Source organism: Microvirgula aerodenitrificans DSM 15089 (assembly GCF_000620105.1).
GTDB classification, from domain to species: Bacteria; Pseudomonadota; Gammaproteobacteria; order Burkholderiales; family Aquaspirillaceae; genus Microvirgula; species Microvirgula aerodenitrificans.
The window spans coordinates 53,496-75,117 of sequence record NZ_JHVK01000001.1; the positions used below are offsets into that span (position 1 = coordinate 53,496).

20 protein-coding genes and 1 pseudogene are annotated in these 21,622 nt (G+C 64.4%); 14 read left to right on the forward strand and 7 right to left on the reverse strand.

Annotated features, from left to right (window positions below; all coding sequences use genetic code 11):
* Positions 1-71: 71 nt before the first annotated feature.
* Together Q352_RS0100305 and glnA are read right to left on the reverse strand one after the other, a co-directional pair.
* Positions 72-344: a hypothetical protein gene (locus Q352_RS0100305; protein ID WP_028497598.1), complete on the reverse strand. Its 273-nt coding sequence runs from the start codon at positions 342-344 to the stop codon at positions 72-74.
* A gap of 251 nt (positions 345-595) precedes the next feature.
* Positions 596-2,014, reverse strand: a complete 1,419-nt coding sequence (gene glnA, locus Q352_RS0100310; RefSeq protein WP_028497599.1) for a type I glutamate--ammonia ligase — start codon at positions 2,012-2,014, stop codon at positions 596-598.
* A gap of 328 nt (positions 2,015-2,342) precedes the next feature.
* On the opposite strand from glnA, the gene Q352_RS0100315 reads away from it, so the two are divergent.
* From Q352_RS0100315 to prmC, 5 genes and pseudogenes are all read left to right on the forward strand, one after another.
* Positions 2,343-2,792, forward strand: a complete 450-nt coding sequence (locus Q352_RS0100315) for a rhodanese-like domain-containing protein (protein WP_028497600.1) — start codon at positions 2,343-2,345, stop codon at positions 2,790-2,792.
* A 48-nt stretch (positions 2,793-2,840) separates the two neighbouring features.
* Positions 2,841-3,665 (forward strand): shikimate dehydrogenase, encoded by an 825-nt coding sequence (gene aroE / locus Q352_RS0100320; RefSeq protein WP_028497601.1) that lies wholly within the window; start codon positions 2,841-2,843, stop codon positions 3,663-3,665.
* A 272-nt stretch (positions 3,666-3,937) separates the two neighbouring features.
* Positions 3,938-4,621 carry a monofunctional biosynthetic peptidoglycan transglycosylase gene (mtgA, locus tag Q352_RS0100325; RefSeq protein WP_028497602.1) on the forward strand — a complete coding sequence of 228 codons (684 nt, stop codon included), beginning with the start codon at positions 3,938-3,940 and terminating at the stop codon, positions 4,619-4,621.
* Positions 4,622-5,061: 440 nt separating this feature from the next.
* A pseudogene (gene mgtE / locus Q352_RS0100330) lies at positions 5,062-6,339 on the forward strand (magnesium transporter); the annotation flags it as partial.
* Positions 6,339-7,148 (forward strand): peptide chain release factor N(5)-glutamine methyltransferase, encoded by an 810-nt coding sequence (gene prmC / locus Q352_RS0100335; protein ID WP_028497604.1) that lies wholly within the window; start codon positions 6,339-6,341, stop codon positions 7,146-7,148. The pseudogene mgtE and the gene prmC, both read left to right, overlap by 1 nt.
* 142 nt (positions 7,149-7,290) lie before the next feature.
* On the opposite strand, the gene Q352_RS0100340 is transcribed toward prmC, so the two are convergent.
* Positions 7,291-7,776, reverse strand: a complete 486-nt coding sequence (locus tag Q352_RS0100340; RefSeq protein ID WP_028497605.1) for an FKBP-type peptidyl-prolyl cis-trans isomerase — start codon at positions 7,774-7,776, stop codon at positions 7,291-7,293.
* Positions 7,777-7,876: 100 nt separating this feature from the next.
* On the opposite strand from Q352_RS0100340, the gene Q352_RS0100345 reads away from it, so the two are divergent.
* Positions 7,877-9,019: a cupin domain-containing protein gene (locus tag Q352_RS0100345; protein ID WP_028497606.1), complete on the forward strand. Its 1,143-nt coding sequence runs from the start codon at positions 7,877-7,879 to the stop codon at positions 9,017-9,019.
* A gap of 836 nt (positions 9,020-9,855) precedes the next feature.
* On the opposite strand, the gene bamC is transcribed toward Q352_RS0100345, so the two are convergent.
* On the reverse strand, positions 9,856-11,019 hold the full coding sequence (bamC, locus tag Q352_RS0100350; RefSeq protein ID WP_028497607.1) for an NlpB/DapX family lipoprotein: 1,164 nt from the start codon (positions 11,017-11,019) through the stop codon (positions 9,856-9,858).
* Positions 11,020-11,039: 20 nt separating this feature from the next.
* Positions 11,040-11,915 carry a 4-hydroxy-tetrahydrodipicolinate synthase gene (gene dapA / locus Q352_RS0100355; protein WP_028497608.1) on the reverse strand — a complete coding sequence of 292 codons (876 nt, stop codon included), beginning with the start codon at positions 11,913-11,915 and terminating at the stop codon, positions 11,040-11,042.
* Positions 11,916-12,113: 198 nt separating this feature from the next.
* Here dapA and Q352_RS0100360 point away from each other — a divergent pair, with 198 nt between their 5' ends.
* Complete coding sequence (locus tag Q352_RS0100360; RefSeq protein WP_028497609.1) at positions 12,114-13,745, forward strand: ABC-F family ATPase; 1,632 nt, start codon at positions 12,114-12,116, stop codon at positions 13,743-13,745.
* A gap of 380 nt (positions 13,746-14,125) precedes the next feature.
* Complete coding sequence (locus Q352_RS0100365; RefSeq protein WP_028497610.1) at positions 14,126-14,866, forward strand: beta-ketoacyl-ACP reductase; 741 nt, start codon at positions 14,126-14,128, stop codon at positions 14,864-14,866.
* A gap of 63 nt (positions 14,867-14,929) precedes the next feature.
* On the opposite strand, the gene Q352_RS0100370 is transcribed toward Q352_RS0100365, so the two are convergent.
* Positions 14,930-16,195: an N-acetylmuramoyl-L-alanine amidase gene (locus Q352_RS0100370; RefSeq protein WP_028497611.1), complete on the reverse strand. Its 1,266-nt coding sequence runs from the start codon at positions 16,193-16,195 to the stop codon at positions 14,930-14,932.
* A complete protein-coding gene (gene tsaE / locus Q352_RS0100375; RefSeq protein ID WP_028497612.1) occupies positions 16,177-16,644 on the reverse strand; it encodes a tRNA (adenosine(37)-N6)-threonylcarbamoyltransferase complex ATPase subunit type 1 TsaE in 468 nt (155 codons plus the stop codon). Before tsaE ends, Q352_RS0100370 begins: the two co-directional genes overlap by 19 nt.
* On the opposite strand from tsaE, the gene queG reads away from it, so the two are divergent.
* The 6 genes from queG to Q352_RS19290 all read left to right on the forward strand — a co-directional run bounded on the left by queG (position 16,643) and on the right by Q352_RS19290 (position 21,574).
* A complete protein-coding gene (gene queG / locus Q352_RS0100380) occupies positions 16,643-17,749 on the forward strand; it encodes a tRNA epoxyqueuosine(34) reductase QueG (RefSeq protein WP_028497613.1) in 1,107 nt (368 codons plus the stop codon). The genes tsaE and queG overlap by 2 nt on opposite strands.
* 39 nt (positions 17,750-17,788) lie before the next feature.
* The gene (gene murI, locus Q352_RS0100385) at positions 17,789-18,598 is read left to right on the forward strand and encodes a glutamate racemase (protein WP_028497614.1); all 810 of its coding nucleotides are present in this window, start codon (positions 17,789-17,791) and stop codon (positions 18,596-18,598) included.
* A 270-nt stretch (positions 18,599-18,868) separates the two neighbouring features.
* The gene (locus Q352_RS0100390) at positions 18,869-19,978 is read left to right on the forward strand and encodes a porin (RefSeq protein ID WP_028497615.1); all 1,110 of its coding nucleotides are present in this window, start codon (positions 18,869-18,871) and stop codon (positions 19,976-19,978) included.
* 314 nt (positions 19,979-20,292) lie between these two features.
* A complete protein-coding gene (locus Q352_RS0100400; RefSeq protein ID WP_028497616.1) occupies positions 20,293-20,523 on the forward strand; it encodes a hypothetical protein in 231 nt (76 codons plus the stop codon).
* 107 nt (positions 20,524-20,630) lie between these two features.
* The gene (locus tag Q352_RS0100405; protein WP_028497617.1) at positions 20,631-21,023 is read left to right on the forward strand and encodes a VOC family protein; all 393 of its coding nucleotides are present in this window, start codon (positions 20,631-20,633) and stop codon (positions 21,021-21,023) included.
* A complete protein-coding gene (locus Q352_RS19290) occupies positions 21,002-21,574 on the forward strand; it encodes a GNAT family N-acetyltransferase (RefSeq protein WP_211249580.1) in 573 nt (190 codons plus the stop codon). The genes Q352_RS0100405 and Q352_RS19290 overlap by 22 nt, the downstream gene beginning before the upstream one ends.
* The last annotated feature ends 48 nt before the right edge of the window (positions 21,575-21,622 follow it).

Sequence of the window (21,622 nt, forward strand, 5' to 3'; positions counted from 1 at the left end):
GGCAGCCAAAAGGGAATGGATAACGACGATAAAGCAAAATGCCTGCCATGTGGCCGGCACCCGTGCCGGGCTCAGCGCGGACGGTCGGGCAGACGGCGCGGCGCGGGCCGGATGTCCATGTCGATATCGCGTACCGGTGCCGGCTGGCAATCACTCGCCGGCGGGATCGGTGCGATGGTGCCGAAGCGGGACGGCGGCGCATACGGCGCGGTCGGCACCGGGCGCGAGAGCCGGATGTCGGGCGGCGTCGGGTATGGCGTCGTGCCGTCCACCGGCACGGGCGCGGCGGTTACCGGCAGCGCCAGCAGCGCAGCCAGCAGCGGAAGGGCGGGGCGCAGAGTCATGCTGCCGATGATACGCCATCGACCGGGTCGGAAAAGACTGAAAAAAGTGACCACGTCGAACGGACGGGCGAAGCGGGGTTTCCCCGCGGCGGCGGGGACGGAAGCGGGGCAGATCCTGTCAGCCGGCGTGCACCGCGCCACGGTGAACGTCGGTGCCCGGCCGTGCAAAAAAACCGGGGGACTGTCGTGTGACAGTCCCCCGTATCAGCCGGGCGGGCTCCCGGTGTTCCGGTGCCCGCCCTGCCAGGCCCTTACAGGCTGTAGTACTCGTCGAACTCGACCGGGTGCGGCGTCATGCGGATGCGGTTGACTTCCTGCATCTTGAGTTCGATGAAGGCATCGATCCACTCGTTGCTGAACACGCCGCCACGGGTCAGGAAGTCGCGGTCCTTGTCGAGCTCGCCCAGCGCTTCGTCCAGCGACGCGCAGACGGTCGGGATCAGCTTGTCTTCTTCCGGCGGCAGGTCGTACAGGTTCTTGCTGGCCGGTTCGCCCGGGTGGATCTTGTTCTGCACGCCGTCCAGGCCGGCCATCATCAGCGCGGCGAAGCACAGGTACGGGTTGGCCGAAGGGTCCGGGAAGCGCGCTTCGATGCGGCGGGCCTTCGGGCTGGCCACGTGCGGAATGCGGATCGAGGCCGAACGGTTGCGGGCCGAGTAGGCGAGCTTCACCGGGGCTTCGTAATGCGGCACGAGGCGCTTGTACGAGTTGGTGCCCGGGTTGGTGATCGCGTTCAGCGCCTTGGCGTGCTTGATGATGCCGCCGATGTAGTACAGCGCGAAGTCGGACAGGCCGGCATAGCCGTCACCGGCGAACAGGTTCACGCCGTCTTTCCAGATCGACTGGTGAACGTGCATGCCCGAGCCGTTGTCGCCGCAGATCGGCTTCGGCATGAAGGTGGCGGTCTTGCCGAAGCTGTGGGCGACGTTCTGCACCACGTACTTGGTGATCTGGGTCCAGTCGGCGCGCTGGGTCAGCGTGCTGAAGCGGGTGCCGATTTCACACTGGCCGGCGGTCGCCACTTCGTGGTGGTGCACTTCGACCGGCACGCCGAGTTCTTCCAGCACCAGGCACATTTGCGAGCGCATGTCCTGGAAGCTGTCGACCGGCGGGACCGGGAAGTAGCCGCCCTTGACGCGCGGACGGTGGCCGGTGTTGGCGCCGTCGAGCGGATCGGCGGACGACCAGGCGGCTTCTTCCGAGTTGATCTTCACGTGGCAGCCGGACATGTCGGCGTGCCAGGTGATGCTGTCGAACACGAAGAATTCCGGTTCCGGACCGAAGAAGGCGACATCGCCGATGCCGCTGGCCTTCAGGTAGGCTTCAGCGCGCTTGGCGATCGAACGCGGGCAGCGGTCGTAGCCCTTGCCGTCGGCCGGATCGACCACGTCGCAGGTCATGAACACCGTCGGTTCGTCGTAGAACGGGTCGATGAAGGCCGTCGCCGGGTCGGCGATCAGCAGCATGTCGGAGGCCTGGATACCCTTCCAGCCGGCGATGGACGAGCCATCGAACGCATGGCCGTGCTCGAACCAGGCTTCGGCATCTTCGGTCAGGACGTGCGCCGGGATGGTGACGTGCTGTTCCTTGCCCTTGGTGTCGGTAAAGCGCAGGTCAACGAACTTTACGTCGTTATCCTCGATCAGTTTCTTAACGTCGGCAGCCGCCATACAAATCTCCCAAAGTGTTCAGGTGTTACGAGTCGTTCAAGTTGAGGTCCGGGCGCACCGGATAGCTGGCAGAAGACATAGCAGAAACTGTGCCATGCCCGCTGTCGCGGCATTCCCGGGGACTGGACGCCGTCCCGTCCGGCTCGCTCAATGGCATGATGCACCATAAGCGTGCAATTTGCCGTGCGGTGGCACAAAACAGGTGCATTGCTGACGGGCATGCACCGGTTTGGACCGTCCGGCGACTGCCGGACAAGCCTTGTCATTGTCCGTGCATTCGCTGCTACTATAATCGCCCGAACATGACACCCGGCTTGCTGGCTTCGCGATGGACGACACAATTGACACAATTCTGGCCCGGGCCGCGACACGCGGACGCGAAGCGGGCAGCGCCTATGCCGGTGAGGTGACCCCGGCGGAGGCCTGGCGACTGGTCGAACTGGGCGCCGCGCGCCTGGTCGACGTGCGCAGCGCTGCCGAGTGGAGCTTTGTCGGCATGCCGCCGTCCGCGACCGGCATCGAATTCAGGACCTGGCCCGGCATGCAGCCCAATCCGGCCTTTGCCGGCCAGCTCGAAGCGGCGGTGGCGAAAGACCTGCCGGTCCTGTTCCTGTGCCGCAGCGGGGTCCGCTCGGTGGCCGCCGCCACGCTGGCGGCCGGGCTGGGCTACCAGGCCTACAACATCCTCGACGGCTTCGAGGGCCCGCTTGACGGGCAGGGCCAGCGCAACCGCCTTGGCGGCTGGCGTGTCAGCGGCCTGCCATGGCGGCAGGGCTGAGCCGCCCCGCGACCGAATTCCGAATTTCCCTTTGCGATAGTGACCATCATGACCCAACGCTACGCCGTTATCGGCAACCCGATTGCGCACAGCCAGTCGCCGTACATCCACCTCGAGTTCGCCCGCCTGCAGGGAGTGCCGCTGGCCTATGAACGCCTGCTGGCGCCGCTGGACGGCTTTGCCGCCAGCGTGCGCGATTTTGTCGCCGGCGGCGGCCACGGACTGAACGTGACCCTGCCGTTCAAGCTCGAAGCGCATGAGCTGGCGCGGCAGCACCTGACCGAGCGTGCCCGTGCGGCCGGGGCCGTCAATACGCTGACTTTCCGCGATGGCGAGGTCCATGGCGACAATACCGACGGTATCGGCCTGACCCGTGACATCACCGTCAACCTCGATGTCGCCATCGCCGGCAAGAATGTGCTGGTGCTGGGCGCCGGCGGCGCCGTGCGCGGCGTGCTGCTGCCGCTGCTGGAGCAGAAGCCGGCCAGCGTCACCCTGGTCAACCGCACGCTGGACAAGGCGCAGCAGGTTGCGGCCGACTTCGCCGGCTGGGGCCGGATCGAGGTCTGTGCGTACGAGCAACTGGCCGGACGCCACTTCGACATCGTCATCAACGGCACGTCGGCCGGCCTCAGCGGCGCGCTGCCGCCGCTGCCGGACGGGGTGCTGACCGACAGCGAGCTGGTCTACGACATGGTGTACGGCAAGGGCCTGACGCCGTTCCTGGCGCGGGCGCAGGCCGAACGGGCCGGTATGCTGTCCGACGGACTGGGCATGCTGGTCGAACAGGCGGCCGAGTCGTACCGGATCTGGCATGGCGTGCAGCCGGAGACACGTCCGGTGATGAACAGCCTTCGCGATTTGCTGGCATGACTGACGGCTGCGCCGTTACATGCCCGACCCACGGCCGGTTCTTCCGGCTCAGACTGCTGATAAAGGTGGGCACCGACGGTCACCGTGGCGTCGGTGCACGCCCGACTGACAGGATCTGCCGTGAGTACGGCAGTCTGTCTGATTGACTCCTGCCTCTTCCGTCCCCGCCGCTGCGGGGAAACCTCGCTTCGCTCGTCCGTTCTTCAATGGACGGGGTTTGTGGGCAGTCTGGGCCGGTTCTTCCGGCTGTTTTCTTTTTTGCGGAGCTTTTCGTGAAGTTGCTTTTCAAGCTGGTCGGTCTGCTGGCCGCGGTGTTCCTGCTGTATCAACTGTGGCTGTTCGGGCACATCCTGTACTGGAAGTGGAACAACCCGTCCACGACCGCCTTCATGACCGAACAGCAGGCCGTGCTGGCCGAAACCAATCCCGATATCGAGATCCGCTATCGCTGGGTGTCGTACGACCGCATTTCCAGCAACCTGAAGCGGGCGCTGGTCGCCAGCGAGGACGCCAAGTTCCTTGCCCACGAGGGGTTCGACTGGGAGGGGATGCAGACCGCCTGGGAGAAGAACATGCAGAAGGGCCGCATCGTCGCCGGCGGCTCGACCATCAGCCAGCAACTGGCGAAGAACCTGTTCCTGTCGTCCAAACGCACGCCGTGGCGCAAGGCCGAGGAGGCCATCATCACCGTGATGCTGGAAGCGGTGATGGACAAGCGGCGCATCTTCGAGATCTATCTGAACGTGATCGAGTGGGGCAATGGCGTGTTCGGCGCCGAAGCGGCGGCCCGGCATTACTACAAGACCGGCGCGTCGCGGCTGTCGGCGTCGCAGGCAGCCAGACTGGCGGCCATGGTGCCGAATCCGCGCTATTACGATGATCACCGCAATGATTCCCGGCTCCGGCGCAAGGCTGCCATCCTGCAGCGGCGAATGGCCTACGCCGACATCCCGTAATGTTTGCGCCGCATCATTGCGCCGGTGTCCGGCGCGCGTGGCGCACGCCGGATCGCGATCGACGCGATGGCGTGCGGCGCAGCAATTTTCGTCAGCAGTCTGGCGTGGTTTATTGCGCCGGCGTTACAATTCGCGCCCTCTGTGTACTCTGCCGGGCGCACCTTTCCCCGGCTCCAACCATGGACTTACCCAGTTACCCGCCGCCTTCTCCCTACAAACATAACGACTGACGTATTCGCCGGCGCCGATCTTCCGTGCGGGTACGGGAGACGACTTGCATGACCGTCGATACCACAAGAAACCAGGACAACCTCCAGGCCAGCCTGACGCAGGTGCAGAACCTGCTGAACCGCATGCAGCTGGTCGAGGATCTCGTCCACAAGCAGGACATGCCTCGCCAGCAGCTGGTCGAGAATCTGGTCCACAAGCAGCACAGCGCCGAGTTGAGCAAAAAGCTCGACCAGCTCCACCCCGCCGACGTCGCCTACATTCTTGAATCGCTGCCGCTGGACGAGCGGCTGCGGGTGTGGGATCTGGTCAAGGCCGACCGCGATGGCGACATCCTGCTCGAAGTGTCCGACGCGGTGCGCGAGACGCTGATCGAGTCGATGGACCGCGAAGAGCTGGTCGCCGCCGCCGAACAGCTTGATGCCGACGAACTCGCCGACCTGGCGCCCGACCTGCCGAGCCAGGTGGTGTACGAGGTCATGGGCGGCCTGGACCTGAAGGAACGCGAGCAGCTGCAAAGCGCGATGTCGTACCGCGAGGACCAGGTCGGCGGCGTGATGGATTTCGAGCTGGTCAAGATCCGCGCCGATGTGACACTGGAAGTCGTGCTGCGCTATCTGCGCCGCTTCGAGGAACTGCCCGACCACGCCGACAAGATCTTCGTCGTCGACGACGAGGAAACCCTGGTCGGCGTACTGCCACTGAACAAACTGCTGATTTCCGATCCCGAATCCGAAGTGTCGTCGGTCATGGCGCGCGATGTGGTCACCTTCCTGCCTGACGACGACGTCGGGGATGCGGCCCAGGCGTTCGAGCGCTATGACCTGGTGTCCGCACCAGTGGTCGACAGCAATTACCGGCTGGTCGGCCGGCTCACGGTGGCCGACATGGTCGACTACATCCGTGAGGAGAGCGAGAGCGAAGTGCTCAGCATGGCCGGCCTGAAGGAAGAGGAAGACCTGTTCGCCGGCGTGCTGGCCTCGGTGAAGAACCGCTGGGCGTGGCTGGCGGTCAATCTGTGCACGGCCTTTGTCGCCAGCCGGGTGATCGGCGCCTTCGAACATTCGATCCAGAACCTGGTCGCGCTGGCGGCACTGATGCCGATCGTGGCCGGGATCGGCGGCAACTCCGGCAATCAGACCATCACCATGATCGTGCGCGCACTGGCCATGGGCCAGATGCAGCTGAACCAGGCATGGCGGTTGTGGCGCAAGGAAATCGGCGTCAGCGTCATCAATGGCCTGGTCTGGGGCAGTGCGCTCGGCGTACTGGCCTGGGCGCTGTACGGCAGCTGGCAACTGGGGGTGGTGATGACCACGGCGATGACGCTGAACCTGGTGCTGGCAGCGACCATGGGGGTGATGATCCCGACGCTGATGCAGAAACTGGGACGTGATCCGGCGCTGGGTTCCAGCGTGCTGATCACTGCCTGTACCGATTCCGGCGGCTTCTTCATCTTCCTCGGTCTCGCCACCGTGTTCCTGATGTGATGCGGACCGTCGCCGAACTGCTGGCCGGCAGTGGCCTGCCGAGGCTGGAAGCGCGCATGCTGCTCGAGCAGGCGGCGCGCATCGGCCGTACCCGTCAGTCGACCTGGCCCGAGCTGGAAGTGCCGGAGGCCGATGCCGCCCGCTTCGATGCGCTGGTCGCCCGCCGGCTGGCCGGCGAACCGATCGCCTATCTGGTCGGGGTGCGCGAGTTCTTTGGCCGGGATTTCCATGTGGCGCCCGGCGTACTGATTCCGCGGCCGGAAACCGAAGTGCTGGTCGAGTTTGCCCTCGCGCATCTGCCACCGCAGGCGCGCTGTCTGGACATGGGCACCGGCAGCGGTGCCATTGCCGTCAGCATTGCGCTGGAACGGCCCGACACCGACATGACGGCGCTTGATGTGTCGCCGGCGGCGCTGGCGATCGCCAGCGGTAATGCCCGCGACCTTGGCGCACGCTGCCGCTTTCTGCTGTCCGACTGGTTTGCCGCGCTGGAAGCCGGCGAGACGTTCGATCTGATCGCCTCGAATCCGCCCTATGTCGCCAGTGGCGATCCGCACCTGGAACAGGGGGATCTGCGTTTTGAACCGCCGGGCGCGCTGACCGACTTTGCCGACGGCCTGCAGGCGATCCGCCTCATTGTCGCCGGCGCGGCATCGCGCTTGCGGCCGGAAGGCTGGCTGGCGATCGAGCACGGCTACGACCAGGGAGAGGCCTGCCGCACGCTGTTTGCGGCGGCCGGGCTGGAGCGGGTCGCCACGCTGCACGACCTGGCCGGGCTGGACCGGGTCACGGTCGGCCAGCGGGCTTGATCTGATGCGTATGCCAGTGTCGTCACTGCTGCGATAATGCATAACGCCGCCCGAAAGGGCGGCGTGAGCTGGTGCAGGGAGAAGGAAGCGGCGCGGCAGCAGACCCGCCGTTACGCTTCACTCTCCCGAATGCGGGGGCCGATCAGTGGTGATGGCCGCCTGCACCGTGCACGTGACCATGGTCGAGCTCTTCCTGGCTTGCCGGGCGGACTTCGGCCACCGTGGCGACGAAGCGGATGGTGTGACCGGCCAGCGGGTGGTTGCCGTCAACGACGACCTTGCCTTCGGAGATGTCGGTCACGCGGAACACGACGACGTCGCCGGTTTCCGGATCGTCAGCTTCAAACATGGTGCCGACGTCGATTTCCACGTCGTCAGGGAACACGCTGAGGTCTTCGACGCGGACCAGCGATTCGTCCGGTTCGCCGAACGCATTGTCCGGGTCCAGCTTGACGTCGATGTTGTCGCCAGCGGACTTGCCATGCAGGGCTTCTTCCACCAGCGGGAAGATGCCATCGTAGCCGCCATGAAGATAGCTGATCGGCTCTTCGGTCTTGTCGATCAGGTTGTTGTCGGCGTCGTACATCTCATAGTTGAGCGACACGACGGTATTCTTGGCGATTTGCATGAGGGTTTTCCTGAAAGAGTTTCGGGCTCACGGCCAACGCCGTGCTGCCCGGCATTGTAATGTAATCCGGAGGGCCCGCCGAGCCGGGCGCCATATGAAAATGAAAACGCCGATCTCTTTTCTGGGCGGATTGACCGCCGAGCAGTTCCTGTCCGAATACTGGCAGAAAAAACCCCTGCTGGTGCGGGGCGCCTTTCCCGACGTCGGTCCGCATGCCGATCTGGCGGTGCTGTCGGCGCTGGCGCAGCGTGATGACGTCGAGTCACGGCTGATCGAGTCGCGCGCGGGGCGCTGGTTCGTCGAGTCCGGCCCGTTGCGGCCGTCCCGGCTCGCCCGCCTGCCGGAAAGCGACTGGACCCTGCTGGTACAGAACGTCAACCACCACCTGCCGCATATTGCCGACCTGCTGTGGCAGTTCGATTTCCTGCCGTATGCGCGCATTGACGACCTGATGATCAGCTATGCGCCACCCGGCGGGACGGTCGGGCCGCATTTCGATTCCTATGATGTGTTCCTGCTGCAGGTCGGCGGCCGCAAGCGCTGGCAGATCGGCAGCCCGGACAACCAGCGGCTGCAGGAAGGCGCGCCGATCAAGGTACTGGACTCGTTCACGGCGCTCGATACCTGGGAGCTGGCGCACGGCGACATGCTGTACCTGCCGCCGAAGCTGTCGCACTACGGCGTCGCCCTCGATGCCGGCATGACCTATTCGGTCGGCTTCCGTGCACCGACGGTGCAGGAAATGGCAACCCAGTTCCTGGTGCATCTGCAGGACTCGATCTGTCTGGACGGCATGTATGCCGATCCGGGACTGCGTCCGGTCGACGCACCGGCCCGCATCGGCGACGACATGGTCGAACAGGTCGCCGCGATGCTGGAACGCATTCACTGGGATCGCGACACGGTGGCTGATTTTCTCGGTCGTTACCTGAGTGAGCCAAAACCGCACGTGTTCTACGAGGGCCCGGACGCGGCGCTGGATTTCGACGCATTTGCCGATGCGGTGGTGGAGCAGGGCATCAGGCTGGACCTGAAGAGCCAGATCCTGTTCACCGACGACGCGGTGTACGCCAACGGCGAGCGGCTGGAGACCGGGGCAGAGGATGCCGCGCGCTGGCAGCAGTTCGGCAACGCCCGTCATCTGGCGGGGGCGGCCGTGTCCGACGGCATGCTCGACGCGCTGTACGAGGGATACGAGGCTGGTTACTGGCAACTGGGTGAAAGTCGCCCGGCTGCAGACTGAAACAGCCGGTAAAAGTCGGGCCCGGTGAACGGTTGATGCTTGAATACAACAGTTCGCCGGGGGGGCGGCGCCCCTTGCAGCGTTGTCCAATGCGTCGCTTTGTTACCAAGGGTGAGTGTTTTCGGCAGCATTGTTATCCGAATCTTATAGATAAACCTGATTGACATACTTGCCGGCCACAAATGCCGACAAAACCGCTATTTGGCGTTTCAGTACCGGTTTGCTTTGTAACGCTTTGTAAGATGAACGCAGATGGTCGCAGATCGAACATTCTGCCGCCTTTTCCGAACATCAAAACATGCTACAATCCGCCCCAACAGCTAACCGTAATGCAACACACACCTCGGGTTGGCTGCTGTCTTTGTCCAACGCTACTTCCCAAATAGGTATACAAATGAAACAGTCGCTCCTCGTTGCTGCCCTGCTGGCCGTTGCCCTGACCGCTTGCGGTAAAAAAGAAGAAGCTCCGGCTGCTGACGCTGCTGCTCCGGCTGCTGAACAACAAGCTCCGGCTGCTGACGCTGCTGCGCCGGCTGCCCCGGCTGCTGACGCTGCCGCTCCGGCTGCTGACGCTGCTGCCCCGGCTGCTGACGCTGCCGCCGCTCCGGCTGCTGACGCTGCTGCTCCGGCTGCCGCTCCGGCCGAAGAAAAGAAGTAATCTTTACTTCTCCAGCGAAAAAGCCGACCTAGGTCGGCTTTTTTGTTGCCCGCCGCTGGCGGGAGATCCATGCAGATACGCCCACGGCTTGTGCCCGGGCGTATTTGCATGTGTGCTTGCGCAACGGCAGGCATGAAAAAACCCCGGGAGGGCATCCCGGGGTTTCTGTCGTTTCTGCTCAGCGCAACTGGGTGGCCAGTTTCTGCAGTGCGGCGTCGCGTACCTTGCCGTCGACCGGCTGACCGTTCGGGTCGAGCAGGCTGACGCGGCTTTCGTTGTCACTGACCTGCTTGACCACGACGCGGTAGCTGAACTCCTGGCTGACCTTGCTGCGGGTGTCCGGTTTGTCGCGCCAGAAGGCGAGGCTGGACCAGAAACCGCTGTCGTCGTCGCCCTTGCTGTCGGCATCGCTCTTGGCCGGACGAACAAAGTAGGTCCCCGCCGTGCGGTCGCGGTCGGTCACGATCAGGCCGGTGCGGTCCAGCGCCAGGCCGGTACGGCGCCAGGCGCGGTCGAAGCCGTCGTCGACGACAACACTGTCGCCATCGACACGCGCGCGAGAGCCGGCGGCCTGCTGCGACTTCGGCTGGGCGGCCTGTTCGACGGCATCCTTGGCCTTCTTCTCGTCGGCGCCGAGGGTGACCATCAGGCGGCTGAGGAATTCGGCTTCGAGCTCGGGATCATCCGGGCGCGATTGCCACTTGGTGTCGTTCTTGCCTTCGGTAAAGCTCTCCACCATGCCGCGATGGCTGATGTAGATCTCGACATCGCTGCCGTGGCGCTCGAAGCGGGTGCGGAAGCGGTCGCGTTCCGGCGTCGAGTACAGGCCGTCGAGGCCGACTTTCGACAGCAGGTTGCGCAGCCCGTCCTGCGGGATCTTGGCGCGGTTTTCCGCCCAGTCGGTTTCCATGATGCCGACCTGCGGCTCGTCGCGCTTCAGCACGAAGCCGTTGTCCTGCCAGAACTCGCGCACTTGCGGCCACAGCTGCTCGGCGCTCTTGCCGCTGACGACCAGCCAGCGCTGGGTGCCGGCGCGCTCGATCTTCAGGTTGGCGCTCGGCGAGGCGGCGACCTGGGCGGTGCCGGCAGCAATTGCGGACTGCTGCGACTGCTGCGATTGCTGCTGGCTGGCCAGACCACGGGCGGTCACGCCGCCGGACGGCAGCGCGAAGTTGTTGGTCAGGTCAGGCGCGGTCAGGTCCGGCGGCACTTCCAGCGTGCGTTTCGGCGCCGGGGTATCGCTCTGGTAGTCGATCTTGGACTTGCCGCCTTCGGTGGTCGAAGAGCAGGCGGCGATGCTTGCCGTGGCAATCAGAAGGGGAATCAGGTGACGGCGTTTCATCCGTGCTCCGTAAGAATGGTTCAGATCAGGTTGGCAGCGACCAGCGCGGCTTCGACTTTGGCCTGGCCGGCCGGGGTCAGCGGGACCAGCGGCAGGCGGATACCGCCCGCGATGTGGCCCATGCGTTCGAGTGCCCACTTGACCGGGGTCGGGTTGGCTTCGCAGAACAGGTTCCTGTGCAGATCCTGCAGCGGATTGTTGATGGCGCGCGCCGCCTTCACGTCGCCGGCCAGTGCCGCGCGGCACAGATCGGCCATCTGCTTCGGGGCGACGTTGGCGGTGACCGAGATCACGCCATGGCCGCCACAGAGCATGAAGGCCATGGCAGTGGCGTCGTCGCCGGTGAACAGCGCGAAATCCTTCGGCGCCCGCTTGACCAGGTCGCAGCAGCGTTCGAGGTCGGCGGTGGCGTCCTTCAGGCCGACGATATTGTCGATCTCGGCCAGGCGCAGCGCGGTATCGTTGCCGAGGTCGGCGACGGTGCGGCCCGGCACGTTGTACAGAATGACCGGGATGTCGACCGCTTCGGCAATCGCGCGGAAGTGCTGGTACAGCCCTTCCTGGGTCGGCTTGTTGTAATACGGCACCACCGACAGCACATGGCTGGCGCCGAGGCGCTTGGCCTCGCGGGTCAGCGCAATCGCTTCGTGGGTCGAGTTGGCGCCGCCACCGGCGATGACCGGAATGCGTCCCGCTGCGCGCTTGATGACCGACTCGACCACCTGCAGGTGCTCGTCGACCGTCAGCGTCGCTGACTCGCCGGTCGTGCCGACGGCGACGATGCTGCTGGTGCCGGACTCGATGTGAAAATCGACCAGACGGTCCAGCGACGCAAAATCGACGCTGCCGTCCTCGAACATGGGGGTCACGATCGCGACCAGACTTCCGCTAAGCATGGGACTGCCTGTCATGTGTTCAAGGTTTACGAGCGCAGGATTGTAGCCCAAATCTTTCGCCGCGCGCGAATGCGCCCGGCATGCAATCGTAATGAATTGTTGCGGCGCGACGGCATGGGTCGGTGACGGACTGCTGTGATAGAATCCGCTGTTTTCCGGTTATCGGACAAACCTTTAGGTGACGAGGAATCTTCACGCGTGATTACTACCGCGAACATTACGATGCAGTTCGGCGCAAAGCCGTTATTCGAGAACGTGTCGGTCCGGTTCGGCGAAGGCAACCGTTATGGCCTGATCGGCGCCAACGGCTCGGGCAAATCGACGTTCATGAAAATCCTCGGCGGTGATCTGGAACCGACCTCGGGCAATGTGTCGATCGAGCCCGGTCTGCGCCTGGGCAAGTTGCGTCAGGACCAGTTCGCCTTCGAGAATCAGCGAGTGATCGACGTCGTCCTGATGGGGCACGGCGAGATGTGGGCGGCGATGAGTGAGCGCGATGCCATCTACGCGAATCTCGAGGCGACCGAGGACGACTACATGCGCGCGGCCGAGCTTGAAGCCAAGTTCGCCGAGTACGACGGCTATACCGCCGAAGCGCGTGCCGGCGAACTGCTGCTGGGCGTCGGCATTCCGCTGGAACAGCACAACGGCCCGATGAGCGAAGTGGCGCCGGGCTGGAAGCTGCGCGTGCTGCTGGCACAGGCGCTGTTCTCGAATCCGGACATCCTGTTGCTCGACGAACCGACCAACAACCTGGACATCAATACGATTCGCTGGCTCGAGGATGTGCTGAACCAGCGCAACTCGACCATGATCATCATTTCGCACGACCGCCACTTCCTGAATGCGGTGTGCACGCACATGGCCGACCTCGACTACAACACCATCACCGTGTATCCGGGCACCTACGACGACTATATGCTCGCCGCGGCCCAGGCACGTGAACGGCAGATGTCGTCGAACGCGAAGGCGAAGGAACGCATCCAGGAACTGCAGGAGTTCGTGGCGCGCTTCTCGGCCAACAAGTCCAAGGCACGTCAGGCGACCAGTCGCCTGAAGCAGGTCGACAAGCTGAAGAGCGACATGGTGGTGGTCAAGCCGTCGACGCGGCAGAACCCGTTCATCCGCTTCGAGCTCGACGACAAGATGAAGCTGCACCGCCAGGCAGTGGAAGTCAGCGGGCTGTGCAAGGCCTACGACGACAAGGTGCTGTTCCGCGACCTGAACCTGATTCTCGAAGCCGGTCAGCGCATCGCCATCATCGGTCCGAACGGCGCCGGCAAGTCCACGCTGGTCAAGCTGCTGGCCGGCGCGTACCAGCCGACCTTCGGCGACGGCATTCATGCCGATGCCGGCCGGATCAAGTGGGCGGAAAAAGCCCAGGTCGGCTACTTCGCCCAGGATCACGAGTCGGACTTCGATTCGGACGACAACCTGTCCGAGTGGATGCGCGAATGGGCGCAGGAAGGTGATGACGAGCAGGCCGTTCGCGCGACCCTCGGCCGCCTGCTGTTCGGCAGCGACGACGTGACCAAGTCGGTACGCGTGCTGTCCGGCGGCGAGAAGGGTCGCATGCTGTACGGCAAGCTGATCCTGCAGCGCCCGAACGTGATGATCATGGACGAACCGACCAACCACATGGACATGGAGTCGATCGAATCGCTGAACATGGCGCTGGAAAAGTACACCGGCACCCTGATCTTCGTCTCGCACGACCGCCAGTTCGTCAGCTCGCTGGCGACCCAGATCATCGAGCTCGACGGCACCGGTGGCTACACCCACTACACCGGCAGCTACGACGACTATCTGGCGTCCCGCGGCCTGGTGTAGGTACCAGCCGACGGGCGGTACTGCCGACGACAGTGTTCGCCGTGCAGCCCGTCCGTCCGAAACAGCAAGAAACCCCGGCCAGTGGCCGGGGTTTCTTGCTGTTCGGGGCTTTGGGGCCCGCTTTACGTTTACGTTAAATACGACATGGGGGTTTTGACCGGCCACAACCCTTGGGTTATAGTCCGCCGTGTTCGGTGCAGTGCAACATAAGGCACCGCGCCGGGCCCGAATAACGTCAAAATCGATACTCGCGGACGGGGGAATGCCGGTGTGTGCTGCCGCAGCATGGTGCACGACGGGCTCCGGTCGTTACGGGAGAGGATGGAGCGTGGCACTCGCCGTTTTGGGCCGGTCGTAATCCATTCAGAAAAGGAACTGCAATGCGTCTGCAAGGGAAAGTTTCCATCATCACCGGCGCCGCCAGCGGCATCGGCCACGCAACGGCCCTGAAGTTCGCCGCTGAAGGCGCGATCGTTGCCGTGTGTGACCTGAGCCAGGAAGCGGTCGACAAGGTCGTCAAGGAACTCGAAGCCACTGGCGCCAAGGCTGCCGGCTACGTGGTCAATGTGACCGACCGCGCGCAGATCAACGACATGGTCGGCGACCTGAAGGCCCGCTTCGGCCGCATCGACGTGCTGGTCAACAACGCCGGCATCGTGGCCGACGCCCAACTGGTCAAGATGACCGACGAGCAGTTCGACCGCGTGATCGACATCAACCTGAAGGGCGTCTACAACTGCGCCCGCGCCGTGGTCGACACCATGATCGAACAGGGCAGCGGCGTGATCCTGAACGCCAGCTCGGTGGTCGGCGTCTACGGCAACTTCGGCCAGACCAACTACGCGGCGACCAAGTTCGGCGTGATCGGTTTCGTCAAGACCTGGGCCAAGGAACTCGGCAAGAAGGGCATCCGTGCCAACGCCGTGTGCCCGGGCTTCGTCGCCACCCCGATCCTGAAGTCGATGCCGGAAAAAGTCATCCAGGCCATGGAAGACAAGGTGCCGATGAAGCGCATGGCCGACCCGGCCGAAATCGCCAACGTCTACGCCTTCCTGGCCAGCGACGAAGCGAGCTACATCAACGGCGCCGCCATCGAAGTGACCGGCGGCCTGACGCTGTAAGCGCAGCCGGAACGAAAAAAGCATCCTGCAGAGGATGCTTTTTTTTCGTCCGGACCAGGCGCCCTAGCTGCGGGCGACGATGGAGTTGGTGCGCGACGCGTAGCGCTTGACCCCGGTCAGGATTGCATCGGCGATCTTGGCCTGGTGCGACGACGTCACCAGCCGGGCCTCTTCGGCCGGGTTGGAGATAAAGGCCGTCTCGACCAGGATCGACGGGATGTCCGGCGCCTTCAGTACCGCAAAGCCGGCCTGTTCGACCTTGCCGCTGTGCAGGCGGTTGATGTCGCCGATCTCGCCGAGCACCGACTTGGCCAGCCGCATGCTGTCGTTGATGGTCGCGGTCTGGGTCAGGTCCAGCAGCGTGTGGGCCAGGTAGCGGTCGCGCCCGGCGTCGATCCTGACCCCGCCGATCAGGTCGGCGTCGTTCTGGGTCTTGGCCAGCCACTTGGCGGCGGTGCTGGTCGCGCCCTTGTCCGACAGCGTGAACACCGAGGAGCCGTTGGCGGCCGGGGTGGTGAATGCGTCGGCATGGATGGAGATGAACAGGTCGGCATTCGCCTTGCGTGCCTTGGCGACCCGCACCCCGAGCGGAATGAAGATGTCGTCGTCGCGGGTCAGCATCACGCGCATGCCCGGCGTGGCGTCGATGCGGCGTTTCAGCTGCTTGGCGATCGCCAGCACCACATCCTTTTCGCGTGCGCCGCTGGGGCCGATCGCGCCCGGGTCCTCGCCGCCATGGCCGGGGTCGAGCATGACCAGAAACTCGCGCCGGCCGCGATCCGGCTGGCGCGACGGCGCGACGTCCTTGTCCCGGGCCGGCGGCGGCGTGGCCACATCGTTCTGGATCTTGCCGTTGTTGTAGTCGTTCAGCAGCGCCAGCAGCGGGTCGGCGCTGTGGGTCGGATACAGGTCGATGACCAGCCGGTGGCGGTACTCGGACACCGGTGGCAGCGTGAACACCTGCGGGTTGACCGGTGCCTTGACGTCGAGCACCAGCCGTACCGTGTTCGGGTCGAACTGGCCGGCGCGGGCGGCGCGGATATACGGATCGTCGCCGAGAATGGCATTGCCGACGTCGCGCAGCGCAGCATTCAGCTGCACCCCCTCGATGTCGATGACCACCCGGTCCGGGTTCTGCATGGTGAACGAGCGGAACTTCAGCTTCTCGCTGGACTCCAGCGTGACGCGGGTGTAGGTATTGGACGGCCAGCTGCGGACGGCGACAATGGTCGGCGCCGCGGCGCAACCCACGCGCGACAGCGACAGCAGCATGACGGCACCGCCGGCCTGCAGCAGCCGGCGGCGGGTGATCAGAGTCGATTCAGACATTGCATTCCCTTGGCGCTGTGCGCGGTCAGACTGAGCGTGCGCCCGTCACCGTCAGGCAGCAGACGCGCAGTCAGGTCGGGGGCCGGCAACAGCGCCCCGGCTTTTTCCGGCCACTCGATCAGGCAAATGCTGTCGTCGCGAAAGAGCTCGCGAAAGCCGGCGTCCACCCATTCATCCGGATCGGCGAATCGGTAGAGGTCAAAGTGATAAACGGTAAAGGTATCGAATGCGTAGGGCTCGACCAGCGCATAGGTAGGGCTTTTCACCCGGCCCGCATGGCCGAAACCCCGTAAAATGCCGCGGGTCAACGTGGTTTTTCCGGCGCCGAGATCGCCGTCCAGAAAGACCGTCATTCCCGGTTGTAGTAAAGCCGCCAGCCGAACGCCACAAGCGAGCGTGGCGGCTTCGTCGGCCAGAACCCATTCCAGCGTGTCCGTTGCCGTCGCCATGTCCGCATCCATCCCAGAAAACACCGATTATCGCGAATTGACCGATCGAGTCAAAGAGTGGGCGCGCGATCTTGGCTTCACCGACATCAAGATTACCCGGGCGTCATTGCCTGTCGGGGCCGAAACCGGTCTTGAATCGTGGCTGGCCGCCGGATTTCATGGTGACATGGATTATATGGCCCGGCACGGCTTCAAGCGCGCCCGGCCCGCCGAGCTGGTGCCGGGCTCGCGCACGGTCATCAGCGTGCGGCTCAATTACTGGCCCGGCAGCGCGCACGATGCCGACCAGCAACTGGCTGACCCCGATCGTGCCTACATCTCGCGCTATGCGCTGGGCCGTGACTACCACAAGGTCTTGCGCAACCGGCTGCAGAAGCTGGCAGAGCGCATCCAGCAGGCAGTCGGCCCGTTCGGCCATCGCGCCTTCACCGACAGTGCGCCGGTGATGGAGGTTGCGCTGGCCAGCCAGTCCGGGCTCGGCTGGCGCGGCAAGCACACCTTGCTGCTGACGCGCGAGCAGGGCTCGCTGTTCTTCCTTGGCGAGCTGTTTACCGACCTGCCGCTGGATGTCGATCAGGCGATTGAACCGCACTGCGGCCGCTGCACGCGCTGCATCGACGTCTGTCCGACCGGCGCCATCGTGGCGCCATACACCGTTGACGCGCGGCGCTGCATCTCCTACCTGACCATCGAGCTGCAAGGCGCGATTCCCGAGCCGCTGCGGCCACTGCTCGGCAACCGGATCTACGGCTGCGACGACTGTCAGCTGGTCTGCCCGTGGAACCGCTTTGCGGTGCCGACCGCCGAGGCCGACTTCGCGCCGCGGCACGGGCTGGACAGCGCCAGCCTGGTCGGGCTGTTCGCCTGGAGTGCGGCGGATTTTGCCGAGCGCCTGGCCGGCAGCGCCATCCACCGCATCGGCCACGAGCGCTGGCTGCGCAATATCGCCGTGGCGCTCGGCAATGCGCCGACGACGCCGGCGGTGCTGGCCGCGCTGCAGAGCCGGCTGGACGATCCGTCGGCCCTGGTGCGCGAGCATGTGCACTGGGCCTGGGCCCGGCACGGGCAGTCCGGCGGACATGAGTCTTGTGCCGACAAGGAGTAGACTGGCCGGCTTGTTTCGTTCGCCCCAGGTTTCCAGATCATGACTGCTCCCGACCGACGCCCGATAGGCGTATTCGATTCCGGCATTGGCGGATTGACCGTCGTGCGCGCCTTGATGGACCGCCTGCCGTTCGAGAACATCCTTTATTTTGGCGACACCGCCCGCGTGCCGTACGGCAGCAAGTCGGTTTCGACCATCCAGAGCTATACCCGGCAGATTGCCGAATTCCTGCTGGCGCGCGACGTCAAGGCGCTGATCATCGCCTGCAATACCATGGCGGCGGTGGCGGCCGACATCGTGCGCGAAGTGGCCGGCGACGTGCCGGTGCTGGACGTGATCGATGCCGGCAGCCGCGCGGCGGCAGCGGCCAGCCGCTCCGGTGACATCGCCGTGATTGCCACGCCGACCACCATCAATGCCAATGCCTATGCGCGGGCGATCCACCAGATCAATCCGGATGCGCGCGTGTACTCGCAGGCCTGTCCGCTGTTCGTGCCGCTGGTCGAGGAGGGCTGGCTCGACCATGCCGTCACCCGGCTGACCGCCGAGGAATACCTGAAGACGGTACTGATCGAGAACGTCGACACCCTGGTGCTCGGCTGCACCCATTACCCGCTGCTGAAGCCGCTGCTGGCCGACGTGGCCGGTGGTGGCATCGAACTCGTCGACTCGGCCGTGACCACGGCGGAATCGACCGCACAGACGCTCGGCGCGCTGAACCTGCTGAACGGACCGTCGCCCGAAACCCATTACCGCTATTTCGTGACCGACATCCCGCTGAAGTTCCAGACCATTGGCGAGCGCTTCCTCGGTCGCAGCATCCAGCGGCTGGAAATGGTCAATCTGTAAGCCTTCACCCGCTGCCCCGCACACGCCCCGTCCCTTGCCGGACGGGGCGTGTTGTTTTTGTGCAACATGCAGGGGGGTTCTCGGCAAGTTGATGAATAAAAAGCGCTTTGCGCCGGATGGCGTCCATCGTGCCTGCCGCCGGTTCGCCAATTAAAATACGTACTTGAATGTATGTATGTATGTATATTCCGGCTGTGCAGGGCGTGAAGGCGCTTGTGCCGTCGCCACCCTGTCGTGGCGATCCCCCGACTTGACGAGAAGGAAATGCAGATGAAAAAACTGATTGCACTGACAGTGGCCATGCTGCCGCTGACCGCCCTGGCCGATGTCACGATCTACGGCAATATCGAGGCCGATGTGGAGAGCGGCAAAAGCCTGATGAATGCCGACCAGGGCCACGGCAGCCAGACCCGGGTCGACGACACCGGCTCGTATATCGGCTTCAAGGGGGACGAGGAACTGGGCAACGGCCTGAAAGCACTGTGGCAGGTCGAGTCCTACCTCAGCGTCGACGGCTCCGACATCAACGGCAATGGCTCATGGGCGACCCGCGACAGCTTCGTCGGCCTGCAGAGCCAGTTCGGTACCGTGCGCGTCGGCAAGCTGTCCGACTACATGAACTCCGACATGGAAGCCATGGACCCGTGGCTGTACGGGCAGGGTGTCAACGGGCTCGGCACCATGACCCGCTTTGACGGCCGCTACAACAATGCCGTCCGCTACGACATGCCGACGCTGTACGGCTTCGACTTCTCCGCCATCTACAGCGTGGGCGAGAACGAGCAGCCGGACGGCTCGCACCAGGGCAACGGGCGCAATCACGGCGATGCCTGGGGCGTCGGCATGGGTTACCAGAACAGCGGCTTCTTCGGCAAACTCGGCTACATGCAGTTCCAGGACCAGGGCGCCAATGGTCAGGACGGCAACTACTGGCGGCTGGAGGGTGGCTATCACGCCAACAACCTGCTGGTGTCGGCGGCCTACCAGGAGTCGAAGCAGTACGGCAGCGATGCCACGCTGGGCTCCAGCAATATCTGGGGCCGCAGCAGCAATGACCTGAACGGCAGCGTGACCGGGGTCGGCAGCTTCGGCAACAGCGACAAGATCGAAACCCGGGAAGCCGCACTGACCGTTGGCTACACCTTTGGCGCCATCACGCCGCGCGTGACCTATGCATGGGGCGACGATGCCAAGGTCAATGGCAGCACCCAGAACAACAGCGGCTACAACCAGTACATCGTCGGTGTCGACTACGCGCTGAGCAAGCGCACCACGGCCTATGCATCGTATGGCTATACAAAGTACGGCAGCGACCAGTACACCAATGGCAGCGACGACAGCGAGCACACGGTGGCGGTCGGCCTGCAGCACAGGTTCTGATCCTGCCTGGCATGCCGGGGTATAAAGAGCCCGCTTTTCCGCCACCTGGACAGGTGGCGGTTTTTTTCGTCTGCGGCGTGTGAAAAATACCACACCAGGAATACAGGCCGGTTCCTGTGGTCGACGCCGTTTCCGGTATGGAAAACCAAGTGTTTTTCGTCATATCGCAGGCAGATGCACTGGATATGGCGATGCACCATTTGTCGTGAAAGCCATGCCGCAAGGGTATTTTGCCGCTGATCATGTACAAGCTGTTACATGCCGTACCTTTGGTGTAACATGCAAGCACGCACTGACCCAGTGGAGATTTCCAAATGAACGGCCGCTACTCTACCGCCCGCATCGAACACCCGAAGCATGACGCCTTCGACTACCTGACCGGTTCGCTTGACCGTGCCAGCTGCTATCTTGGCGACGAAGCGATGCCGCGGGCGATCCTGCGCAAGCGCCCGGCCGTTCGTCGCTCATCGGCGCGCTGGGTGGCGCCGCTGTCGCTGATGGGATTGTGCGTGGCACTCGCCGCGACGCTGTCGTCGTCGTTCTGAGCGTTGCCAGCAGGGAACTGATACAGGCAAAGTTGACCCGGTCGCCATCTGGCGGCCGTTTTTTTTGCCTGCCGTTCCTGAAAACCCCTTGCCCGGAGTCCCCCTGCATGAAATTCGGCTACACCATCGTTTATGTGGCATCGGTCGCGGAAACGCTGGCCTTCTACCAGCAGGCCTTTGGCTTTGATACCCGCTTCCTGCACGAGTCGGGCGAGTACGGCGAGCTGGAGACCGGCGGCACCGCGCTGGCATTCGCGTCGCACGGCATGGGAGACCAGTTGCTGGGCGGGCGCTACGTCAAGGCGGCGCCGGCAGCCGATCCGCTCGGCATCGAGCTGGCCTTCGTCAGCGACGACGTGGTTGCCGCCCATGCCCGTGCCGTGGCGGCCGGCGCGACCTCGGTCGCGGTACCGGCCGTGCAGCCATGGGGCCAGACGGTCGCCTATGTGCGTGACATGAACGGGGTGCTGGTCGAGCTGTGCTCCCCCATCGGCGGTTGATCGACGGCTACCGGCTTGCACCGGCACAGCCGGACGAGGTACCGGCGCTGGCCGCTGTCGAACGTGCTGCCGCGAGCCGTTTCCCGCTGTCCCTGCTGCCCGTGCCATTGCGCGGCGACACCCTGCCGTTGCCGCAACTGGAGGCGGCGCAGCGCGAAGGCCGCCTGTGGGTCGCCCGCGATCCGGCCGGAACCGTGGTCGGGTTTGCCTGCGCGCGCCGGGAAGGGAAGGCCGCGCTGCTGGCGGAGATCGATGTGCATCCGGCGCACGGCCGCCGCGGCATCGGCAGCGGCCTGCTTGACGCCGTGATCGACTGGGCGCAGCAGGCGGGCGCGCCGGCCCTGTACCTGACCACGTTCCAGGCATTCGGGCCGGGGATGGCGCTGTACCGGCGCGGCGGGTTTTTGCCGCTGGCGAACAAGGACATTCCCGGCTTTATCGCCGACATCCTCGCGGCGGAGGCCGAGGCGGGCCTCGCCGGGCGGGTGGCGATGGTCCGGATGCTGGCGCCCCGACACGCATCCGCACCGGCACAGCACGGTGATGGATAGCCGAAAAAGAAAGGGCCCGCATCAGCGGGCCCTGGACAGTCCATAAAC